This is a genomic window from Halomonas piscis (genome assembly GCF_031886125.1).
GTDB classification, from domain to species: Bacteria; Pseudomonadota; Gammaproteobacteria; order Pseudomonadales; family Halomonadaceae; genus Vreelandella; species Vreelandella piscis.
In genome coordinates this window covers 1,018,474-1,037,238 of record NZ_CP119391.1, presented here as the reverse complement: position 1 = coordinate 1,037,238, position 18,765 = coordinate 1,018,474, and the positions used below count along the sequence as shown (strand labels likewise).

Below are 18,765 nucleotides of genomic sequence, written 5' to 3'. Positions count from 1 at the left end.
ACTGCCATACCCACAGGCTACTCTTTTCCTGCCCAAAAGTGCACTATCCTGTCGATAGCCGATAGCTAAAAACTTGCGCAACACCCTAATTGATAGCCTGAACGCCAATTTGACAACGCCGCCGCCCCTGCCTAGGCTCAGGTTTTCCTGGGGGAGCCTTGACGGGCTGAGAATCCGCCGCTTTGCGCCGGTAACCCTTCGAACCTGATCCGGGTCATGCCGGCGCAGGGAAGGACAGCACACGCCAACGCGCCTCTTTCCCGAACGTATTCACCATACGACACACGCCCGGAACCCGGCTGCCACAAGGAAAGAGGACACACCTTCATGCAGCTTGATCCCGTCTGGACGGCGCTGTGGCTTGTGCTCTGCGCCCTCGCCTTTGCCGTGCCCGGCCTGCTCTACGCTCGCCGCCAGCGCGACGATCTGGACACCTATATCGCCGCGCGCAATACCCAAAGTACCCGAGCTACCGTGATGACCCTGCTGGCCACTACCCTCGGCACCTGGGTGCTGTTCGGCCCGGCCCAGGCCGCCACCTGGGGCGGTATCAGCGCGCTTCTGGGCTATGCACTGGGCTCCTGTGTGCCGCGGCTGATCATGATTCCGCTGGGCCGGCGCATGCGCCAGCTGATCCCCGAAGGCCACGGGCTCACCGAGTTCGTGATTCACCGCTACGGGCGGGTCATGTACGCCTTTACGCTTTCGATCATGCTGTTTTATCTGTTCATCGGGCTTGCCGCGAGCCTCACCGCCGTGGCGCGCATGGTCGCCCTGCTGGCGCCGATTCCGCTGGGGCTGACGGCAGGCGTGGTGATGGCGGCCACGGTGCTTTACACCTTCTACGGCGGCCTGCGCGCCTCGATCTTTACCGACAAGGTGCAGATGGGGGTAATTCTCCCGCTGCTCGCCTGCCTGCTGATTTTTGGCTGGCAGGCCGCCGGCGGCGTGGCTCCCGCCCTGGAGGGCCTTGAGCAGAACGCCCCGCAGCTTCTGGATATCACCGACGCCGGCGGGGTGCGCGCGGGGCTGACGTTCTTTATCGCCGTGGTACTCACGGGGCTTTTCTATCAGGGCACCTGGCAGCGCATCTACGCTGCCAAAAACGTTGGCGTGCTGCGCAGAAGCTTCTGGATCAGCGGGCTTTTGAACCTGCCGATCGTGATCATGATGGGACTTTTCGGGCTGGCCTTTGTGGGCCTGGGCCTGGAAGGCGACGGCTCGGTGGCGCTGTTCAGCGTGCTGCTGGACAGCGTGCCGCTGTGGTTTGCGCTGGCGCTGATTCCGCTGGGGCTGGCGCTGGTGATGAGCAGCGCCGACTCCACCATCAACGCCACCTCGAGCATTATCGCGGTGGACATGCACCGGCTTTTGCCCGAGGCAAGCGAGACCACGCTGATGCGCCTGGCCCGCTGGCTGATCGTCGCCGCCGCGGTGCCGATCACCATCGTCGCCGCCCAGGGTTTCAGCGTGCTCTACCTGTTTCTGCTCGCCGACCTTTTGTGCTCGGCGGCGGCGTTTCCGGTGTTTTTCGGCCTGTTCAGCCGCCGCTACAGCGGCCTTCAGGCCGTGATCAGCACCGCCTGCGGGCTTGCTGCCGGGCTTGCCATGTTCCCTGCGCCGGGGGCCGGCACCGAGACGCTGCTGGAAAGCTTTCTGCTCGCCGCCCTGGTGCCGATAGCCGCCTCGGCGGTGCTGATGCGGGTGATGCCCGCCCGGGAGCATTACGACTTTGCACGGCTGGCTACGCTGGTGCGCCGCTTTGGGCGGGCGTCGTAGTCATGATTCATGCCGCGCTTTCGCTACGTGTCACCGCGAGCGACAGCGCGGCGGTCTCCTTGCGGTGCCGCTGGCAAGAACCCCGAGATTGCTTCGCTACGCTCAATGAAAGGGACTCCTCCCCACTCCGATGCCTCATCGGGCAGAATGGCGTTGAGACCACCAAAAGAGGGGGAAGAGTCATGAACCAGCATACGGCGATTGGCATTGATTTGGCAAAGCAGGCGTTTCAGGTGTGCATCGTGAATACCCGTCAACAACGCGTTCGTACCAACAAAGTGCTGAAGCGCGCGGAGCTGCTGGATTACCTGCGGCGTCAGCCAAGCTGTCGCGTCTTCATGGAGGCCTGCGGCGGCTCGCATCACTGGTCGCGGCAGTTCCAGGCCATGGGGCATGAGGTACGGCTTATTGCACCGCAGTTTGTCACCCCGTTTCGCAAGGGGCATAAGACCGATGCCAACGATGCGCTGGCGATCGTGGAGGCCGGGTTGCGACCCCACATGCGTTTTGTGCCTCAGAAAAACCTGGAGCAGCAGGACCTGCAGAGCCTGCATCGCATCCGAGATCGTTACATCAAACAGCGCACCCAGCTGATCAACCAGGTACATGGCCTGCTGCAGGAATACGGCATTGTCTCCGGGCGCGGTCAGGCGGCCCTGAAGCGGACCCTGTGGCGTGTGCTGGAGGACGCGGAGAACGAACTGACGTTCACGATACGCGAGCTGCTGGCCGACCAAATGGCCGAGCTGGACCATCAAAATGAGCGCATTCACCGCCTGGACAAGCAAATGGAGCAGCTGAGCCGCGCCATTCCGGCGTGTCAGCGGCTGCAGGCCGTGGAAGGCGTCGGCCCCGTCGTTGCCACCCAGCTCTACAGCGCCCTGGGTAACGGCAAGGCGTTCAGCAAAGGACGACAGGCGTCGGCCTACCTGGGCCTGACACCGCGCCAGTTCAGCAGCGGCGGCAAGGTGGCCATGACGGGGATAGGCCGAACCGGCCAGCTCTCCCTCAAGGCCGCGCTGATCCGCGGGGCGCATTCGGTAATCCAGCGGCTGGGCGACAAGCAGGACAGCAAAAGCCACTGGCTGAGAGCGCTGGTCGACCGCGTGGGCAAGAACAAGGCGGCCGTTGCCCTGGCCAACAAAACCGTGCGAGTGGCCTGGGCGCTGCTGCACGGCAACACGACGTACCGGGCGGATTATGTAGACACCGAATTCCAGTGCTGATGGCCGGTTGGCCACCAGTACAGGGGATGCTGGCACGCTAGTGCCATCACCTTGTTGCCGAGCCACGAGGGATGAAAAACAGGTCAGACCGACCTTCTCAAAACCTGATCATTGCGATGGCTGAAAGGCCTAATGCTCGTTGAGGAGAGAAGGTGCGCGACGTTCATCAGGGTCAGGGGATAGCGACCCCGTATAAAGACCGACTATACGCACGCATCGGCTGTGTTTTTCAGGCTTTCGAGGCTTGCAACCGGGGAGGAGTCCCTATACGCAATGACACAGATGCAAACAGCGTTCGCGACAGCACAGACACAAGAATGCAACGCCTCACGCCCTCGGGCGCTCAAGCCCCAAATGCCCGCGCAGGGTAGTCGCCGTGTACTCGCGACGGAAGAGCCCGCGCTCTTGCAGCACCGGCACCACCTGATCGACGAAGTCGTCGATGCTCGACGGCAGCGCCGGCGGCATCAGGTTGAAGCCGTCGGCGCCGCCGTTTTCCACCCAGCGCTGCATTTCGTCGGCGATGCTCTCCGGCGTGCCGATCATGGTGCAGTGCCCGCCGCCGGCGGCGAGCCGGCCCAAAAGCTGGCGCAGCGTGGGCTTTTCGCACTCGACGATGCGCAGAATGGTCGCGTAGCGCCCTTTCGGCCCGGTGAAGTCCTCAAGCGGCGGAAGCGCGGGCACCGGCGCATCAAGCTCCCAGTCGCTGCAGTCCTGGCCGATGAAGGTGGCAAGCTGCTGCAGCGAATCCGCCGTGGGCAAAAGCTCATCCAGCTCGCGCTGGCGGGCCCTTGCCTCGTCCATGGTGGAACCCACGTAGGTCACCAGACCCGGCATGATGGCCACCGGCGGCCGGCCGGCAGCGGCTACCCTCGCCTGGATATCGCGGTAGTAATCCTGCGCCGACGCCAGGTCATAGGCCACGGCGTAGATTGCTTCGGCGTAGCGGGCGGCCAGGTCCCGGCCCTGGTCGGACGCGCCGGCCTGGAACAGCACCGGCCTGCCCTGGGGCGGGCGCGGCACGGTGAGCGGACCATCCACCAGAAAGTGCTCGCCGTGATGACGAATCGGCCGCACCCTGTGCGGATCGGCGAAGTTGCCGGCGCGATCAAGCGTCAGGGCATCGTCGGCCCAGCTGTCCCATAGCTCAAGCACGACGTTGGCAAACTCCTCGGCCCGGGCATAGCGCTCGGCGTGGGGCGGCATGGCCGTATGGCCGTGATTGCGCGCTTCGGTGTCGAACATCGAGGTGACCAGATTCCAGCCCATGCGCCCGCCGGAAATATGGTCCAGCGAAGCGAGCAGCCGAGCGGCATGAAACGGCGTATAAAAGGTGCTTGAAATCGTCGAGATCAGGCCGATGTGCTCGGTGGCCCGGGCCATGGCGGACAGTGCGGTCAAGGGCTCCAGAAACCACAGCGGCCCGCCGGCGACGTTGCCCGCGGCGTGGCCGTCGGCGAAGAACACGGCGTCGAATCTGCCCCGCTCGGCGGTGCGCGCCAGCGACTCGAAGTGGCGAATATCGCCCATTTTTTCGGCGGCGGAGTCCGGGTGGCGCCAGGCGGCGCGGTGATGGCCGCAGCCCATAATGAAAAGATTGAGGTGCATCGAAGGTGTCGCCATCAGTTTTTCACCAGTCCGCCGTCGACCACCAGGTTCTGTCCGGTGACCGCCCGGCTCCAGGGCGCGGCAAACAGCAGCGCGGCGTCGGCAAATTCGTCCGGCGTGACCACCCGGCGCAGCGGCGTGTTGGCGGCGATCAGCTCAAAGACCTCGTCCGGCGTGGCCGAAGACGCATCCGTGGTGCGCAGAAGCCCGCCGGAAATCATGTTGACGGTGATGTTGTCCGGGCCCAGGTCATGGGCAAAGGTGCGGGTCAGCGACAAGAGTGCGGCCTTGCCGGCGGTATAGTCGTGGTACGGCACGACCGGATTCTGGAAGAGATTGGTGCCGACGTTGATCACGCGGCCGAAGCCCTGCTCGCGCATGCCGCCGAGGGCCGCCTGAATCACGTTGAGCGCGCCCTCGTTCACCCCTCTGAACTGCTGCTCGAGCCGCTCCCAGGTCAGCGAGTCGGCGTCCGGGCGGGCATCGCCGTTGAACGAGAAATCCGGCAGCGCGTTATTCACCACCGTGGTCACCGGCGCGGCGAAATGTCTACGCGCGGCAACGAACATGGCCTGGACGGCCTCGGCATCGCAGACGTCGGCCTGGACTGCCAGCGCCCGATCGGGCGCCTCGGCGGCCACGGCTTCGGCGCCGGCGGCGCTGTGGCGATAGTTGATCACCACTCGGGCGCCGGCACCCAGAAACGCCCGCGCCAGGCTTGCGCCCAGCCCGCGGCCGGCACCGGTGATCAGCACGATCTGCTGATCGAGCGGCAGCGCAGTAGTGGAAGAAGTGGCGTGGGGAGCGGTACTCATGATGTGGCCCTTAGCGTAACGGTGGCAGCGAAGGGCGCACGCCGGGTGCTCGGGCGAGCACTGCGCTGACATCCCTTCGCCGGTATGAACTGGATCAGGTTCGGCGGGTGTTCTCTCAGCCCCGCCGCTGGCGGGACACCCCGTGTCATGCAGGTCTGACCATAGCGCATGGGCCAGTCATTGGCCAGCGGCCGGCCAGCGCTTCCCGGACCCGGCATGGCCTCGCCGGCGGCTGTGGCGTAAAATCGGGGCACCTTTATGCCGCGCCGATCTTCCGGCCGCCACGTTGAACCAACACAGGACTGCAACATGGGTAGGGCTTATCAGAACCGCAAGGAATCCATGGCCAAAACGGCCGACGCCAAGACCAAGGTGTACAGCAAGTACGGGCGCGAGATTTACGTCTGCGCCAAATCCGGCGGCCCCGACCCTCACAGCAACCTGGCGCTGCGCGCCCTGCTTGACCGCGCCAAGAAGGACCAGGTGCCCGCCCACGTCGTCGACAAGGCGCTGGACAAGGCCGCCGGCGCCGGCGGCGAGGATTTTTCCCCGGCGCGCTACGAAGGCTTCGGCCCGGGCAACGTGATGCTCATCATCGAGTGCCTGACCGACAACGCCAACCGCACCATCGGCGACGTCCGCGGCTGCTTCACCAAGGCCAAAAGCAAGATCGGCACGCCGGGCAGCGTCAGCCACCTTTTCGACCACTGCGCGATTTTCGCCTTCGCCGGTGACGACGAAGAGGCCGTGCTGGAAGCGCTGATGGCAGCCGACGTCGACGTTACCGATATCGAGCACGAAGACGGCCATATCACCGTCTTCGCCCCGCACACCGAGTACGCCAGGGCGCGCCAGGCGCTGGTGGACGCCTTCGGCGAGCTGGACTTCGAGGCCGACGACATCCAGTTTCTGCCCCAGACCACCACGCCCGTTGAAGGCGACGACGTGGCGGCGCTGGAAAAGCTGCTGGCGATGCTCCGCGACCTCGACGACGTCCAGAACATCTACCACAACGCCGAGTTTCCCGAGGGGGAAGAAGAGAGCGCCGGAGCCTAAGCGCTTTCCCTGCCTTCTGCCTGGTCCTCTTCGCCCAGGCCAATAAACCCGCCCGACTGGTGCTGCCACAGCCGGGCGTAGATACCGCCCTTGGCCAGCAGCTCCGAGTGGCTGCCAGCTTCGACAATGCGCCCTTCGTCGACCACCAGCAGCCGATCGAGCATGGCGATGGTGGATAGCCGGTGGGCGATGGCGATCACCGTCTTGCCCTGCATCAAGTGCTCGAGCTGCTCCTGGATCGCCGCCTCGACCTCGGAGTCCAGCGCCGAGGTGGCTTCGTCCAGCACCAGAAGCGGCGCGTTTTTCAGCAGCACCCGGGCAATGGCGATGCGCTGGCGCTGGCCCCCGGAGAGCTTCACCCCCCGCTCGCCGACGTGGGCGTCCAGCCCGCGGCGCCCCTGGGGGTCCACCAGGTCATCGATGAACTCGTCAGCGTGGGCCTGACACACGGCGGCCCAGACGGCCTCGTCGCTGGCCTCGGGGCTGCCATAGCGAATGTTGTCGCGCAGCGAGCGGTGCAGAAGCGACGTATCCTGGGTAACCATGCCGATCTGGTGGCGCAGCGAAGCCTGAGTGACCTCGGCAATGTTTTGCCCGTCGATGCGGATGGCTCCGCCCTGGAGGTCGTAAAAACGCAGCAGCAGGTTGGCAAGCGTCGACTTGCCCGCCCCGGAGCGGCCGATCAGGCCGACCTTTTCCCCAGAGGCGATGGTCAGATCCAGCCCGTCGAACACCGACTTGTACTCGCCGTCCGCCTCGACGTAGCCAAAGTGCAGGTCCTCGAAACGGATTTCGCCCCGGGGGACGACAAGTTCGCCGGCGTCGGGCGCGTCCAGCACCTGGGGCGTATTGGCGATCGTGTTCATGCCGTCCTGGACGGTGCCGATGTTCTCAAACAGCCGGGCGACTTCGTCCAGAATCCAGTCGGACATGAAGCGCACGCGCATCACCAGGGCAATGGCGATGGCCAGCACCCCGAGCGAAATGACCTGGGTATACCAGGCCACCAGCACCGTCGCCGCCATGCCCACCAGCAGCAGCGTGTTGAGCAGCGTCAAACACACGCTCAGAAGCGTGACCAGGCGCATCTGGCCGTGCACCGTTTTCATGAAGCCCCGCATGGCATCCCGAGCGTAGTTCTGCTCGTGCCGGGTATCGGCGAACAGCTTGATGGTCTGGATATTGCTGTAGCTGTCTACCACCCGCCCGGTCATGACCGCGCGGGCGTTGGCCTGGGCCATGGACACCCGGCGCAGGCGGGGAACAAAAAAGCGCATGATGGCCAGATAGCCGGCAAGCCACAAAAGCAGCGGCACCGCCAGCCAGATATCCGCCTGCACCAGCAAAAACGCCGCGCCGGTAAAGTAGACGATGGCGTAGACCAGAAGATCCATCACCTTGGTCACGGTCTCGCGCATGGCAAGCGCGGTCTGCATGACCTTCTGTGAGACCCGGCCGGCAAACTCGTCCTGATAGAACGCCAGGCTCTGGCTGAGCATGTGGCGGTGGGAAATCCAGCGGCCGATCATCGGATAGTTGCCGAAAATACTCTGGTTGGTCACCAGCGACTGCAAAAGTACCAGCAGCGGCAGGCCAACCAGCACCAAAAGCCCAAGGCCGATGAGCGTCAGACCGTGGGTCTGCCAGAAGCCCTCGCGTTCGACGCCGGCCAGCCAGTCGACCAGCTCGCCCATGTAGTGGAAAAACACCACTTCGGAGGCCGACACCATGGCGGTGAACAGCGACATCCACAACAGCATGGGTAACAGGGGTCGTGAAAAGTGCCAGAGAAAAGGCAAAAGCCCCCGGGGCGGTGTGCTCACGCTGCCTTCGGGATACGGATAGATACGCGTTTCAAAATAGTCGAACAGCGGCTGCAACACACGCCTGAACATGGAGTCTCCTGTGGAAAACAAACCTGTAAGGGCTAGTCGATAACGCCCGGATAGCGCTGCCGGATTCGATAAAGGCGATACACGGTGACGGCGTTGGTCACGATGATCATCATTTCGGCCAGCGCCCCGCCAACCGAGCCCACGATAAGATGGCTGAGGGTCCAGGCCACCGCCGCCAGTCCCAGCAAGACACGCATGGGGATACCGCTAAGCAAGAACATGCCTACCGTTCCCAGCACCATGGCCGCAACGGCGGGCAGATCCGCCCAGCTCTGCCAGGTGAGCCAGGCGGCCACCAGGCTTGCCGTCAACACGGCGGCCATGGCCATCTTGCTGCGCGGGTAGCGGCGCGCGCACTCGATGCGCGCGAGCACCAGCAACGACAGCGCGGCGGCTGTCCAGCTCTGGAACATGGCGAACTGTAAAGCGAAGGCCACGTTGGCGGAGAGCAGCAGTACCATCAACCGATCGTCCTGCCGGCTGGAAAAAGCCAGAACGCTGAGTATCAGCGCTACCAGGCCAAAAAACTGACCGGCGACCGTGCCCAGAGTGTCGTACATGGGGCCGCGTGCTCCTTATAACAGCTACCAGGATCTGTCGTCTTCGGCGTCGCGCAGGCGCTCCAGGCGCTCGGCCTCTTCCTCTTTGGCATCGTCGATCACGTCCAGCACCTCCTCGACGTCGGCCAGGTGCGTGGCAAAGGTAAACTCGCCGGTGAGCGGCGAATCCGGATGCAGCTCGCCGGCTTCATAAAGCGCCCAGATTTCCTCGGCGTAGTAGGTCTCGCCAAGCGCCGGGGCAAAGCGAGCAAAGTAGCCGCGCATGTTGTTGACGTCGCGCTTGAACATCGCCTCGGCGCTGTTGTTTCCGGCGGCGTCGACGGCCTGGGGCAGATCGATGATCACCGGGCCCTGGGCGTCTTCGAGCACGTTGAACTCGGACAGGTCGCCGTGGATCAGCCCGGCGCAGAGCATCTTCACCACGTCGCCCAAAAGGCTCTGGTAGTAAGCCCGGGCGGTGTCGGCGTCAAGCGCCACGTCGTCAAGCCTGGGGGCCACGTCGCCGTCGGCATCAACGATCATGTCCATCAGCAGCACGCCGTCGATAAAGCCGTGGGGCCTTGGCGCGCGCACCTCGGCAGCGGCCAGCCGATAGAGGGCATCGACCTCGGCGGTGAGCCAGGCCTGCTCCTGCTGCTGCTGGCCGTAGCGGGTCTTTTTGGCCATGGCCCGGGCCCGGCGGCTGTTGCGCTCCCGGCGGCCTTCCTGATACTGCACCGCCTGCTTGAAGCTACGCTTCCTGGCTTCCTAGAACACCTTGGCGCAGCGTCGCTCGTCGCCGCAGCGCACGACGTATACCTGGGCTTCCTTGCCGCTCATCAGCTGCTGCTCGACCGCGCTGATCAGGCCGTCGTCGATCAGCGGCTGTAATCGCTTGGGGATTTTCATGGATCGGTCAGTGTCTCCCGGATTCTATTGAGTCACGCGGCGCACGCGAACGTTACGCCCCTTGAGCCTGTCGCGCTCAAGCTTGGCAAGCGCCTGTTGGGCCACGCCCCGCCCCACCGCCACGTAGGCGCTGCGGGCGAGCACCTTGATCTTGCCTACCTGCTCACCGGCAATGCCGCCGTCGCCGGTGAGCGCGCCGAGGATATCTCCCGGGCGCAGCTTGTCCTTTTTGCCCGCGCCCAGCTGCAGCGTGGCCATGGGGGCGGCAAGCGGGCGGGTGTCAGCTACCTCGGGCAGCGGCTCCATTTCGTACTCGACGCCCAGCCTCTCGCCCAGCTGCAACAGGCGATAGCGCTCTTTTTCGCTCACCAGCGTACAGGCCACGCCGCGCTCGCCGGCCCGGCCGGTGCGCCCCACGCGGTGGGTGTGCACCTCAAGCTCCCGGGCGATGCCTAAGTTGAATACCGCGTCCACGCCGTCGATATCCAGCCCCCGGGCGGCGACGTCGGTGGCCACCAGCAGCGTCACGCTTTGGTTGGCAAACATCACCAGAATGCGCTCGCGGTCCTTCTGTTCCAGATCGCCGTTGAGCGCAAGCGCCTGCATGCCCGCCGCGCTCAGACTATCCGCCACGCGTACGGTGTCACGTTTGGTATGGCAAAACACCACCCCGCTTTCCGGCCGGTAGTGGAACAAAAGCGTCAGCAGCGCATCAAGCCGCGCGGCCTCGACATCCATTGTTCGCCCTTTATCCAGGCGATAAAAGTGCTGCTCGATGGTGGCATCGTCGTGGGTGTCTTCCACCCGGACGATATGCGGCTCGCGCAGAAGCCCCCGGGTAAAGCCTGAGAGCCCGCCCTCGGTCGCGTCGGCCGGATAAGTGGCGCTGAATAAAAGCGTCTGCCGGCGGGCCGGCGTTTGCGCCACGATATCGTCAATGGCGGCCTGAAAGCCCATGTCCAGCATGCGGTCGGCTTCGTCGAGCACCAGCGTCGTCAGGCCATTCAGCCTGAGCGTGCCCTTGCGCAGATGGTCCTCCACCCGCCCCGGCGTTCCCACGAGGATATGCGCGCCGTGCTCCAGGGAGGCCAGCTGGGGGCCAAAGGGCGCCCCGCCGCAAAGGGTGAGCACCTTGACGTTGGGTAGCTTGCGGGCAAGCGTGCGCAGCGCCTCGGCTACCTGATCGGCGAGTTCCCGGGTGGGGCACAGCACCAGCGACTGGACGCGGGATGAGGCTAAATCCAAACGAGCCAGCAGCGAAAGGCCAAAGGCGGCGGTTTTGCCCGAGCCGGTTTGCGCCTGGGCCAGCACGTCGCGCCCCTCAAGGGCGGCGGGCAGCGCCTGGGCCTGTACCGGCGTCATGGCGTTATAGCCAAGCGAATCCAGATTCGAAAGCAAAGCGTCGGGCAGGGCCAGACGCGAGAAAGCAGTGATCGACAAAAGAGTTACCTGAAAAAAGAGGGCATCTGAAGAAGGGAGCGGCTACCCCATAGAGATCGCCGCCAATGCCCCGCAGTTTACCAGAAAAGCTCGCGGCTATACGGCAAGCGAAGCAAACTCTGCCCCGATGAGCCCCGCCAGATCCGCCGGGGCCAGAGCGATTTCAAGCCCGCGTTTGCCGGCACTCACATAGACCTGCTCAAGCGCCTCGGCCGACGTATCAATAAACGTGGGCAGGCGCTTTTTCTGCCCCAGCGGGCTCACTCCACCCAGCACGTAGCCGGTGGCACGTTCGACCTCGGCAGGTGGCGCCATGGCGGCTTTTTTCGCGCCTGCCACCCGGGCGAGCTGTTTTAAGCCAAGCTGGCTTTCGACCGGCACGATGCCTACCGCCAAGCGCTTGCCGTCCAGCAGCACCACCAGCGTTTTGAAGATGCACTCGGGTGTCACGCCCAGCTTCTCCGCCGCTTCGAGGCCGTAAGAGACCGCGCTTTCATCGTGGGTGTAGGTGTGAGTCGCAAAGGCGACGCGAGCTTTTTTGGCGGCGTCAATGGCCGGTGTCATGGCTAACCTCCAGGCTTCAAGTCAGGGTAATCGAAGTGACCGGCCGCAGCTCCAGCTGGCGACAGCGCTGCTCCAGCGTGGCGACGATACTATCGGCATCCTTGAGCTCATCCTTGGCGAGCTTGATATCCAGCAGCATGAAACTGCCTACCTGCGCCAGCCGGATATTCTCGGGCGCTACCGCCAGCGTATCCTGCGCTATCAGCGCCTGACGCAGGGCATCGCCGGGCGTTGCCAGCATCACTTCACGCAGCGCGTCGCGATTCATGCGCCAGGGGATCGGCAGGAAATATCCCACGATCAGCAGCACCATCACCGGATCGGCAAAGCGCGCCCATGCCGCCCAGGGCGTCAGGCTGAGGAGAAAGGTCACGGCAAAGCCGATCAGCACCGCCGCGCTCAGCCAGGTATCCATTTGCCACTGGCGAATCTCGGCCGCCAGCAGCGGTGCGTTAACCCTTGCTGCGCAGCGCTTGAGGTACCCCCAGCTAAGTGCGCAACCCACCACGTTCAACACGCCAAACGCCAGCGCGAGGTCAAGGCTGACAGTGCGACCGCCGTGCGCCAGGCTCCACAGGGCAGCACCCAGCGATGCCAGACACACCAGCCCGATCATCACGCCCTTGAGCAGCACCGTCAGCGGCTCCACCGTCAGGCGTCCAAAGGGGTAGCGCCCGCAGGCCGGGCGCTGCACACAGCGGTGCGCCCAGAGCGACAGCACCACCAGCGCAAGGCTCATCAGCGAATAGCCGCTGTCAAACAGAATGGTCATGGAGCCGCTGGCCACACCCAGCGCCAGCCCGGAAAAGGCAAACACCGCGGCAGAAATAGCGGAAAACCGCAGGGCGCGACGCTCAATCGTTACGGCACTCACCGTAATATCTCCTGAAAAAAACGCATCATTGCAACACTATTATCGCTGATCCGACGATATCAGGGAACATTATTCGGACGAACACCCGCCGTGAACACATTGCCTTTAAGCCTTTCGCCTGGCGCGGTATGGTAAAAGCGTTGGCGCTGACCGACACTAGAACTGAGTCAACCGCCTCCATGTGCTTCACAGGCAACGGCCTGTGACACCAGGCCCCACAGAACCCACAGAAGAAGGAGCCACCGGAACACGCCAGGGAACGACACGGCCATGCCAACGGCCTCGCCCGTGTCGATGTTGCTGTCAACGCAGGAGTGCTTCCAACGATGGTCCGACTCGAAAAGAAAGCCACACGGCTTTATGTGCTCGACACGAACGTACTGATCCACGACCCCATGGCGCTTTACCACTTTGACGAGCACGACGTGGTGATCCCCATGACAGTGCTTGAAGAGCTGGACAAGCACAAAAACGGCATCCGTGATATTGCCCGCACTGCCCGTCAGGTCAGCCGCACGCTGTCCGACCTGACCCACCGAGCCAGCTTTGCCGATATTGAACGCGGCATCCCTCTCCCCCGCGCCACCGGCGAACCCGGCCGACTGCGCTTTTTATGCTACGACGACCTGAAGCCGCTTGAGCGCCTGTTCTCCAGCGCCGACAACCGCCTGCTGGCGGAAACCTGCCGGTTGCGGGATGAGCGCCCCGATGCCTCGGTGATTCTGGTGTCGAAAGACATCAACCTGCGCATCAAGGCAGCGGCCCTGAACGTTCCGGTAGAAGACTACCTGAGCGACCGCGCCTTCGACGACAGCGACAGCATGATCGAAGGCGCGGCGGTTTACAGCCGCGACCAACACGCTGCCCCGCTGTGGGAGACGCTGGATGTGCAGGTCAACGTCGAGCGCGTGGAACAGCGCACCTTTTACCAGATGAAAGGCGACATTCCCAAGGAATGGCATGCGGGCATGCTGGTATCGGACAGCGAAAACGGCGCCGAATTCGAAGCCATCGTGCGCGATATATCTCCCTCCACCGCACGTCTTGAACTGCTCACCAACTACCGCCATCACGGCGGCGTATGGGGCGTTCACGCCCATGACAGCCGGCAGAACTTTACCCTCAACCTGCTGATGGACAAAGACATTGACCTGGTTACCATCGCCGGCAACGCGGGTACCGGCAAGACATTCATGACACTCGCCGCGGCATTCCAGCAGACACTGGATCATCGTGACTTCGAGCGCATCGTGTTTACTCGCGCGCCCATTGCCATGGGGGAAGACATCGGCTTTCTGCCCGGCACCGAAGAAGAGAAAATGTCACCGTGGATGGGCGCCTTCCACGACAACATGGATAATCTACTGCGCAGCGAGGAAGGCGAGTCCAGCTGGGACGACAGCGCCACCCGCCAGCTGATCGGCTCTCGGGTGCAAATCCGCTCGCCCACTTTCATGCGCGGACGCACGCTCAACGATACGCTGCTGATTATCGACGAAGCGCAGAACTTCACTCCCAAGCAGCTCAAGGGGCTCATCAGCCGTGCGGGGAAAAACACCAAGATCGTCTGCCTGGGCAACGTCGGCCAGATTGACACGCCCTACCTCACCGCCAATACCTGCGGCATGGCCGCCGTGGTCGAGCGCTTTCGCGACTGGCCCCACGCCGGCCACATCACGCTGAAAAGCGTGGAGCGTTCGCGCCTGGCGCTGGCCGCCGAAGAACTGTTGTAGCCAGCCCTGCTTGCGACTTCCTGACCGCGCCACGCGCGGTCAGGCTTGTGGCGGCTGCTTCGCTCCCGGTTTTTCGCCATCGGCTTTTTCCCGGCTCTTGTCGCTGTCCTCATGGTTCATTCCGTCAGGGCTCGCATCCGCGTGCCAGGGGTGCTCCGCGCCCAGCGTATCGGCTGCGTGGGCACGCCGGCTGCCCATGGGGCGCTCGCGCCCCACAGTGGTATCCCTGCGCGTCTGGCGCTCCATCTGGGCGTTGATTTCCGCCCCCAGCAAAACCACAAACGCCGACAACCAGAACCACAGCATCAACACCACCACGGCCCCCAGCGAGCCGTACAGCTCGCTGAAGCGGGAAAAGTACCGCGCGTAAAGCGAAAGCCCGCCCGAGCCCAGCAGCCACAGCACCGTCGCCAGCAGCGTACCCACGCTCAGCCACTGCCAGCGCGGCGCCCGCCGATACGGCGCAAAGCGGTACAGCAGCGCAATGCCCAGGCTCATCACCACCAGCAACACCGGCCAGCGCAGCCAGTAAAGCAGCCGCTCCATGAGCGACGAGAGCGGCATGTACGCCATGCCAAACGGCACCAGCGCGATAAACCCAAGGGTCAAAAGCGTCATCACGATCATCCCCAGGGTTAGCGCCATCACCATCGCACTGCGCTTGACGCGGCTGCGCTTGTCGCCTTCGCCGTATACCACGTTGAGCCCCGCGATCAGCCCGCGCACGCCTTTCGACGCCACGAACAGCGCCACTACCCCGCTGATCAGCGCCGCCACGCCGCCGCGATCTTCCGCGCTCTGGGCCACTTTTTGCGCCTGGCGAGCAATCAGCCCGGCGGCGTCCGGCGGCATGAAGCGGGTCAGATCGCGCAGCTGCTGCCCGGCTTCATAGGGGTCGAACAGCAGCCCGCCGACGGAGACCACCACGGCAATAGCGGGAAACAGCGCCAGCAGCGCGTAGAACGCCACGCCCGCCGCCAGCAGGGTAATGCGATCCTGCCCGGCCTCGTGATACACGCGCCAGGCGACGTCGCGCCAGCCGCGCCGCGGGATCTGCTCGGGGTGACGGGCGTTGCGCCCTCGCGATGCGCCGCCCATCGCCTACGCGAGCCGCGCGCCCAAAAAGCGGCTGATGTCGCCGATTTGCTCCGGGCACAGCGCATGGGCCATTTCATAGGTGCGATACTCCACCGCGTAACCCAGCGCGCGCAGCGTCTCGACGCTCTGCCGGCCGAGGCTTTCGGGCACCACCGGATCGGCGGTGCCGTGGTGCGCCTCAATGGGCAGCGCAGCGCCGTCACCCGGGCCCGGCACGTCGCGGTCGGCCAGGTAGGTGGACATGGCCAGCAGCCCGGCAAGCGGCTGCTCAAAGGTAAGCGCGGCCTGATAGGCTACCGCGCCGCCCTGGGAAAACCCGGCAACGACGAGGCGCCGGCTGTCGATTCCCCCTTCGATCTGGCGCCGCATCAGCTGCTGGATGCGCTCTGCCGAGCTTGCCAGCTGTCCGCTATCCACCTCGCGCCCCAGATCCACGGACAGAATGTCGTACCAGGCCGGCATGGTCATGCCGTTGTTGACGCTGACCGCCAGCCGCGGCGCATGGGGCATGACAAAGCGGACCTCGGCGCCGGCGGGCAGGTCAAGCTGGGGCACCAGCGGCTCGAAGTCGTAGCCGTCGGCGCCCAGCCCGTGCAGGATAAACACGCAGGCGTTGGCCGGCCGCCCCGACAACGGTTCGATAATCAGCTCACTTTGTTGCGTCATGGCTCGGTATCTCTCCCCTCTTGACTCGCATTGTCCACGCTACCCTAGCGCAATGCCTCACCGGCCAAAAGCCGGACAGCAAAAAACCCCGCCGTAGCGGGGTTTTCTTGTCCAGCCGGCCTGATGCTGGCCGTTAGCGGCGTAGCGCTTAGTCTTCGGCTACGACGTTGGACGCCTGAAGGCCTTTCTTGCCCTGGGTGACGTCGAAGGAAACCTTCTGGCCGTCCTGCAGGGATTTGAAGCCTTCAGCCTGAATTTCGGAGAAGTGGACGAACAGATCGTCGCCGTTGTCGTCCGGAGAAATAAAGCCGAAGCCTTTAGTGTCGTTGAACCACTTGACGGTACCAGTTGCCATGATCGATATCCTCGATGTAGCGAAATATAGAGCCGGGTAATACCCGAATTGCAGTGGGTAGAACAAGAAACTTTCACCAGACTCAACGCTTGAGGCGCTTCGATGCTGCTGACAACGTTCCACTTGCTAACCAACTGAGAGGCATCATGGCCTTTCCCCGGACCCGCGTCAACACAAACCGCAAAATATTGTTGCCATCCCCTTTCATATACAAATATGATACATAGCAAGAAAGCCGTACACTTTCGGCTCACCCTGACACCCTGCGCCGGCGCGCTGCGCCACAGGAGCCCCTATGCCGCTGTTGCTTCGTTCACTATTGCTTCGCTCCCTACCGCTTGCCGGGCTGCTCGCCGCCGGCCTGGCTTTCCCCACGGCGCACGCCGCCGATAGCCCCGAGGCGCCGGCCGACAGCGCCGCCGAGGACCTCGCCACGGCGATTTTTGCCGGCGGCTGCTTCTGGTGCATGGAGCCGCCCTATGACCGCCAGCCCGGCGTCACGGCGACCACCTCGGGCTACACCGGCGGCGAGCGGGAAAACCCCGACTATGAAACCGTTTCGGGCGGCGGCACCGGCCACGCCGAGGCGGTCAGGATCACCTACGACCCCGACGAGATCGGCTACGCCGAACTGCTGGAGATTTTCTGGCGCAACGTCGACCCCTTCGCCGAAGATCGCCAGTTCTGCGACACCGGCGCCCAGTATCGTTCGGCCATTTTCTACCGAAACGACCGCCAGCGGGAGCTTGCCGAAGCGTCGCTGGCCGAGATGCAGGAGCGTTTCGACCGGGCCATCGCTACCGAAATTGCCCCCGCCGGCACGTTCTGGGAAGCCGAGGACTACCATCAGAACTATTACGAGAAAAACCCGCTGCGCTACAAGTTCTACCGTTTCCGCTGCGGCCGCGATGACCGCCTGGAAGAGATCTGGGGCGACGAGGCCGGCGGCCCCACGTTTGACTAGCTCGCGCCAACCCCGTCAGGCCTGGCGATAGCGCTGCCCGGCGCGCATGATCAACGCCATGCAACCCCAGGCAAGCCCGGCGGCCACCAGGTCGTCGGCGACGATGCCGATCCCGCCGGGCAGCGTTTCCACCCAGCTGACCGGGGGCGGCTTGAGCGCATCAAAGGCGCGAAACAGCGCGAAGGCCAGCGCCAGCCAGGAAAGCTGCCGCGCGGCGGGCCGCCCCGTGAAGGCAAGCCCCAGCAGCGCCAGCGGAAACGCCACGATCTCGTCGAGCACGATGCTCCCGGCGTCGCCGCCGGCAAAGTGCGTGACCGAGGCCCAGTGGCATATCGGTACCGCCAGCAGCGCCATGATCGCGACAAGGGACGCCTGGCGCCCGGGCGTTTTATCGCCCAGCCACCATGCCAGCGGCAGCCCCCACAGCGAACCGAACGTGCCCGGGGCCACCGGCATAAAGCCGACGCCCAGCCCCGTTGCCAGCCATAGCGTCAAGGTGTCCACTCAGCCGGCCTGCTGCGCCTGGCGCTCGAGCTCGGCAGTAACGTCATCGCCAAGCTCCAGGGCGCTGCCCAGCTGATCCAGCCAGGCGCGCTCCATGGGGTTTTGCTCATCCACCACGGCCACGCTGACCAGGTACATTTCCCGGGCGGCCTGGGGCGAATCGGCTTCGCTGGCCAGGGCCTTGGCATCCAGCGGTTCCTTGAGCGTCTGCTCTACCCAGCGGCTGAGCTCCTCGTCGGCGCCCATGTCTTCGATCTGTCCGGAAATCAGCGCCTGCTCGTCTTCGTCGATGTGGCCATCCGCCCGGGCGGCCATGATCATGGCCTTGAGCAGCTCCAGGCTGCGCCGCTCCTGGCCATCGCCGTCGAGCACCTCGACACGATCAGCGCCGTCATTCTCGCCGTTCTCGTCGCCAGAGGAAGACTGCTGCGAGCTTTTCCAGGCCTTCCAGGCCAGCGCCCCGACCCCGGCAATGGCGCCGTACTTGAGCGCCTTGCCGCCCATCTTGCGCCCGCCTTTGGAGCCCAGCAGCGCGCCCAGCGTACCGCCGCCCAGCAGGCTTTTCATGTCCACTCCGCTGCCGGAGCCGCCGCCGCTCAGCTGCCGTGAAAGGCCGTCTACCATGTCCTTGACCCCCGAGCCGCTGCCGCTCTGGGCACTGTCCTGGCTGCGGCCCTGGCCGCCGGCCTGCTTCATCACCTGCTGAAATATTTGGCTCGCATTCATGGCATTCTCCTTCC

General features: G+C 64.3%; 17 protein-coding genes, 1 pseudogene and 2 riboswitches. Of the genes and pseudogenes, 5 read left to right on the top strand and 13 right to left on the bottom strand.

Annotated features, from left to right (window positions below; genetic code table 11):
- The first annotated feature begins 139 nt into the window (after nucleotides 1-139).
- Nucleotides 140-248, top strand: a riboswitch (TPP riboswitch).
- A gap of 79 nt (nucleotides 249-327) precedes the next feature.
- Nucleotides 328-1,779, top strand: coding sequence for a sodium:solute symporter family transporter (locus tag P1P91_RS04920; protein ID WP_311884929.1), 1,452 nt, complete (start codon nucleotides 328-330; stop codon nucleotides 1,777-1,779).
- A 182-nt stretch (nucleotides 1,780-1,961) separates the two neighbouring features.
- Entirely contained in the window at nucleotides 1,962-3,005 is a 1,044-nt protein-coding gene (locus P1P91_RS04915) for an IS110 family RNA-guided transposase (RefSeq protein ID WP_311882070.1), read from the top strand.
- 327 nt (nucleotides 3,006-3,332) lie between these two features.
- Here P1P91_RS04915 and P1P91_RS04910 read toward each other — a convergent pair whose 3' ends face one another.
- Both P1P91_RS04910 and P1P91_RS04905 read right to left on the bottom strand, forming a co-directional pair.
- The gene (locus tag P1P91_RS04910) at nucleotides 3,333-4,628 is read right to left on the bottom strand and encodes an LLM class flavin-dependent oxidoreductase (protein ID WP_311884927.1); all 1,296 of its coding nucleotides are present in this window, start codon (nucleotides 4,626-4,628) and stop codon (nucleotides 3,333-3,335) included.
- Nucleotides 4,628-5,428: a 3-oxoacyl-ACP reductase gene (locus tag P1P91_RS04905; RefSeq protein WP_311884925.1), complete on the bottom strand. Its 801-nt coding sequence runs from the start codon at nucleotides 5,426-5,428 to the stop codon at nucleotides 4,628-4,630. The genes P1P91_RS04910 and P1P91_RS04905 overlap by 1 nt, the downstream gene beginning before the upstream one ends.
- A 54-nt stretch (nucleotides 5,429-5,482) precedes the next feature.
- Nucleotides 5,483-5,581: riboswitch (TPP riboswitch) on the bottom strand.
- Nucleotides 5,582-5,737: 156 nt separating this feature from the next.
- Here P1P91_RS04905 and P1P91_RS04900 point away from each other — a divergent pair.
- A complete protein-coding gene (locus P1P91_RS04900) occupies nucleotides 5,738-6,484 on the top strand; it encodes a YebC/PmpR family DNA-binding transcriptional regulator (protein WP_311884924.1) in 747 nt (248 codons plus the stop codon).
- Here P1P91_RS04900 and P1P91_RS04895 read toward each other — a convergent pair.
- The 6 genes and pseudogenes from P1P91_RS04895 to P1P91_RS04870 all read right to left on the bottom strand — a co-directional run bounded on the left by P1P91_RS04895 (nucleotide 6,481) and on the right by P1P91_RS04870 (nucleotide 12,705).
- The gene (locus P1P91_RS04895; RefSeq protein WP_311884923.1) at nucleotides 6,481-8,379 is read right to left on the bottom strand and encodes an ABC transporter ATP-binding protein; all 1,899 of its coding nucleotides are present in this window, start codon (nucleotides 8,377-8,379) and stop codon (nucleotides 6,481-6,483) included. The genes P1P91_RS04900 and P1P91_RS04895 overlap by 4 nt on opposite strands.
- Before the next feature lie 32 nt (nucleotides 8,380-8,411).
- Entirely contained in the window at nucleotides 8,412-8,939 is a 528-nt protein-coding gene (locus tag P1P91_RS04890) for a YgjV family protein (protein WP_311884921.1), read from the bottom strand.
- Between the two features lie 24 nt (nucleotides 8,940-8,963).
- Nucleotides 8,964-9,827 (bottom strand): annotated as a pseudogene (locus tag P1P91_RS04885) (PA4780 family RIO1-like protein kinase).
- A 24-nt stretch (nucleotides 9,828-9,851) separates the two neighbouring features.
- Nucleotides 9,852-11,267, bottom strand: a complete 1,416-nt coding sequence (gene dbpA / locus P1P91_RS04880) for an ATP-dependent RNA helicase DbpA (RefSeq protein ID WP_311884919.1) — start codon at nucleotides 11,265-11,267, stop codon at nucleotides 9,852-9,854.
- 96 nt (nucleotides 11,268-11,363) lie between these two features.
- A complete protein-coding gene (gene ybaK, locus P1P91_RS04875) occupies nucleotides 11,364-11,831 on the bottom strand; it encodes a Cys-tRNA(Pro) deacylase (RefSeq protein ID WP_311884917.1) in 468 nt (155 codons plus the stop codon).
- A gap of 16 nt (nucleotides 11,832-11,847) precedes the next feature.
- On the bottom strand, nucleotides 11,848-12,705 hold the full coding sequence (locus tag P1P91_RS04870) for a cation transporter (RefSeq protein ID WP_311884915.1): 858 nt from the start codon (nucleotides 12,703-12,705) through the stop codon (nucleotides 11,848-11,850).
- Nucleotides 12,706-13,031: 326 nt separating this feature from the next.
- Between P1P91_RS04870 and P1P91_RS04865 the strand changes: the two genes are divergently transcribed.
- Nucleotides 13,032-14,438, top strand: coding sequence for a PhoH family protein (locus P1P91_RS04865; protein ID WP_311884913.1), 1,407 nt, complete (start codon nucleotides 13,032-13,034; stop codon nucleotides 14,436-14,438).
- Between the two features lie 39 nt (nucleotides 14,439-14,477).
- Here P1P91_RS04865 and P1P91_RS04860 read toward each other — a convergent pair whose 3' ends face one another.
- The 3 genes from P1P91_RS04860 to P1P91_RS04850 all read right to left on the bottom strand — a co-directional run bounded on the left by P1P91_RS04860 (nucleotide 14,478) and on the right by P1P91_RS04850 (nucleotide 16,557).
- Entirely contained in the window at nucleotides 14,478-15,536 is a 1,059-nt protein-coding gene (locus P1P91_RS04860) for a YihY/virulence factor BrkB family protein (protein ID WP_311884911.1), read from the bottom strand.
- Nucleotides 15,537-15,539: 3 nt separating this feature from the next.
- Nucleotides 15,540-16,202, bottom strand: a complete 663-nt coding sequence (locus tag P1P91_RS04855; protein WP_311884910.1) for an alpha/beta hydrolase — start codon at nucleotides 16,200-16,202, stop codon at nucleotides 15,540-15,542.
- A gap of 148 nt (nucleotides 16,203-16,350) precedes the next feature.
- Nucleotides 16,351-16,557 (bottom strand): cold-shock protein, encoded by a 207-nt coding sequence (locus tag P1P91_RS04850; RefSeq protein WP_311884908.1) that lies wholly within the window; start codon nucleotides 16,555-16,557, stop codon nucleotides 16,351-16,353.
- Nucleotides 16,558-16,852: 295 nt separating this feature from the next.
- Here P1P91_RS04850 and msrA point away from each other — a divergent pair, with 295 nt between their 5' ends.
- Complete coding sequence (gene msrA / locus P1P91_RS04845; RefSeq protein WP_376717176.1) at nucleotides 16,853-17,521, top strand: peptide-methionine (S)-S-oxide reductase MsrA; 669 nt, start codon at nucleotides 16,853-16,855, stop codon at nucleotides 17,519-17,521.
- A gap of 15 nt (nucleotides 17,522-17,536) precedes the next feature.
- Here the strand turns inward: msrA and P1P91_RS04840 are convergent, their stop codons facing one another.
- Together P1P91_RS04840 and P1P91_RS04835 are read right to left on the bottom strand one after the other, a co-directional pair.
- The gene (locus P1P91_RS04840) at nucleotides 17,537-18,025 is read right to left on the bottom strand and encodes a phosphatidylglycerophosphatase A family protein (RefSeq protein ID WP_311884906.1); all 489 of its coding nucleotides are present in this window, start codon (nucleotides 18,023-18,025) and stop codon (nucleotides 17,537-17,539) included.
- Nucleotides 18,026-18,751, bottom strand: coding sequence for a tellurite resistance TerB family protein (locus P1P91_RS04835; RefSeq protein ID WP_311884904.1), 726 nt, complete (start codon nucleotides 18,749-18,751; stop codon nucleotides 18,026-18,028).
- Nucleotides 18,752-18,765: the final 14 nt, after the last annotated feature.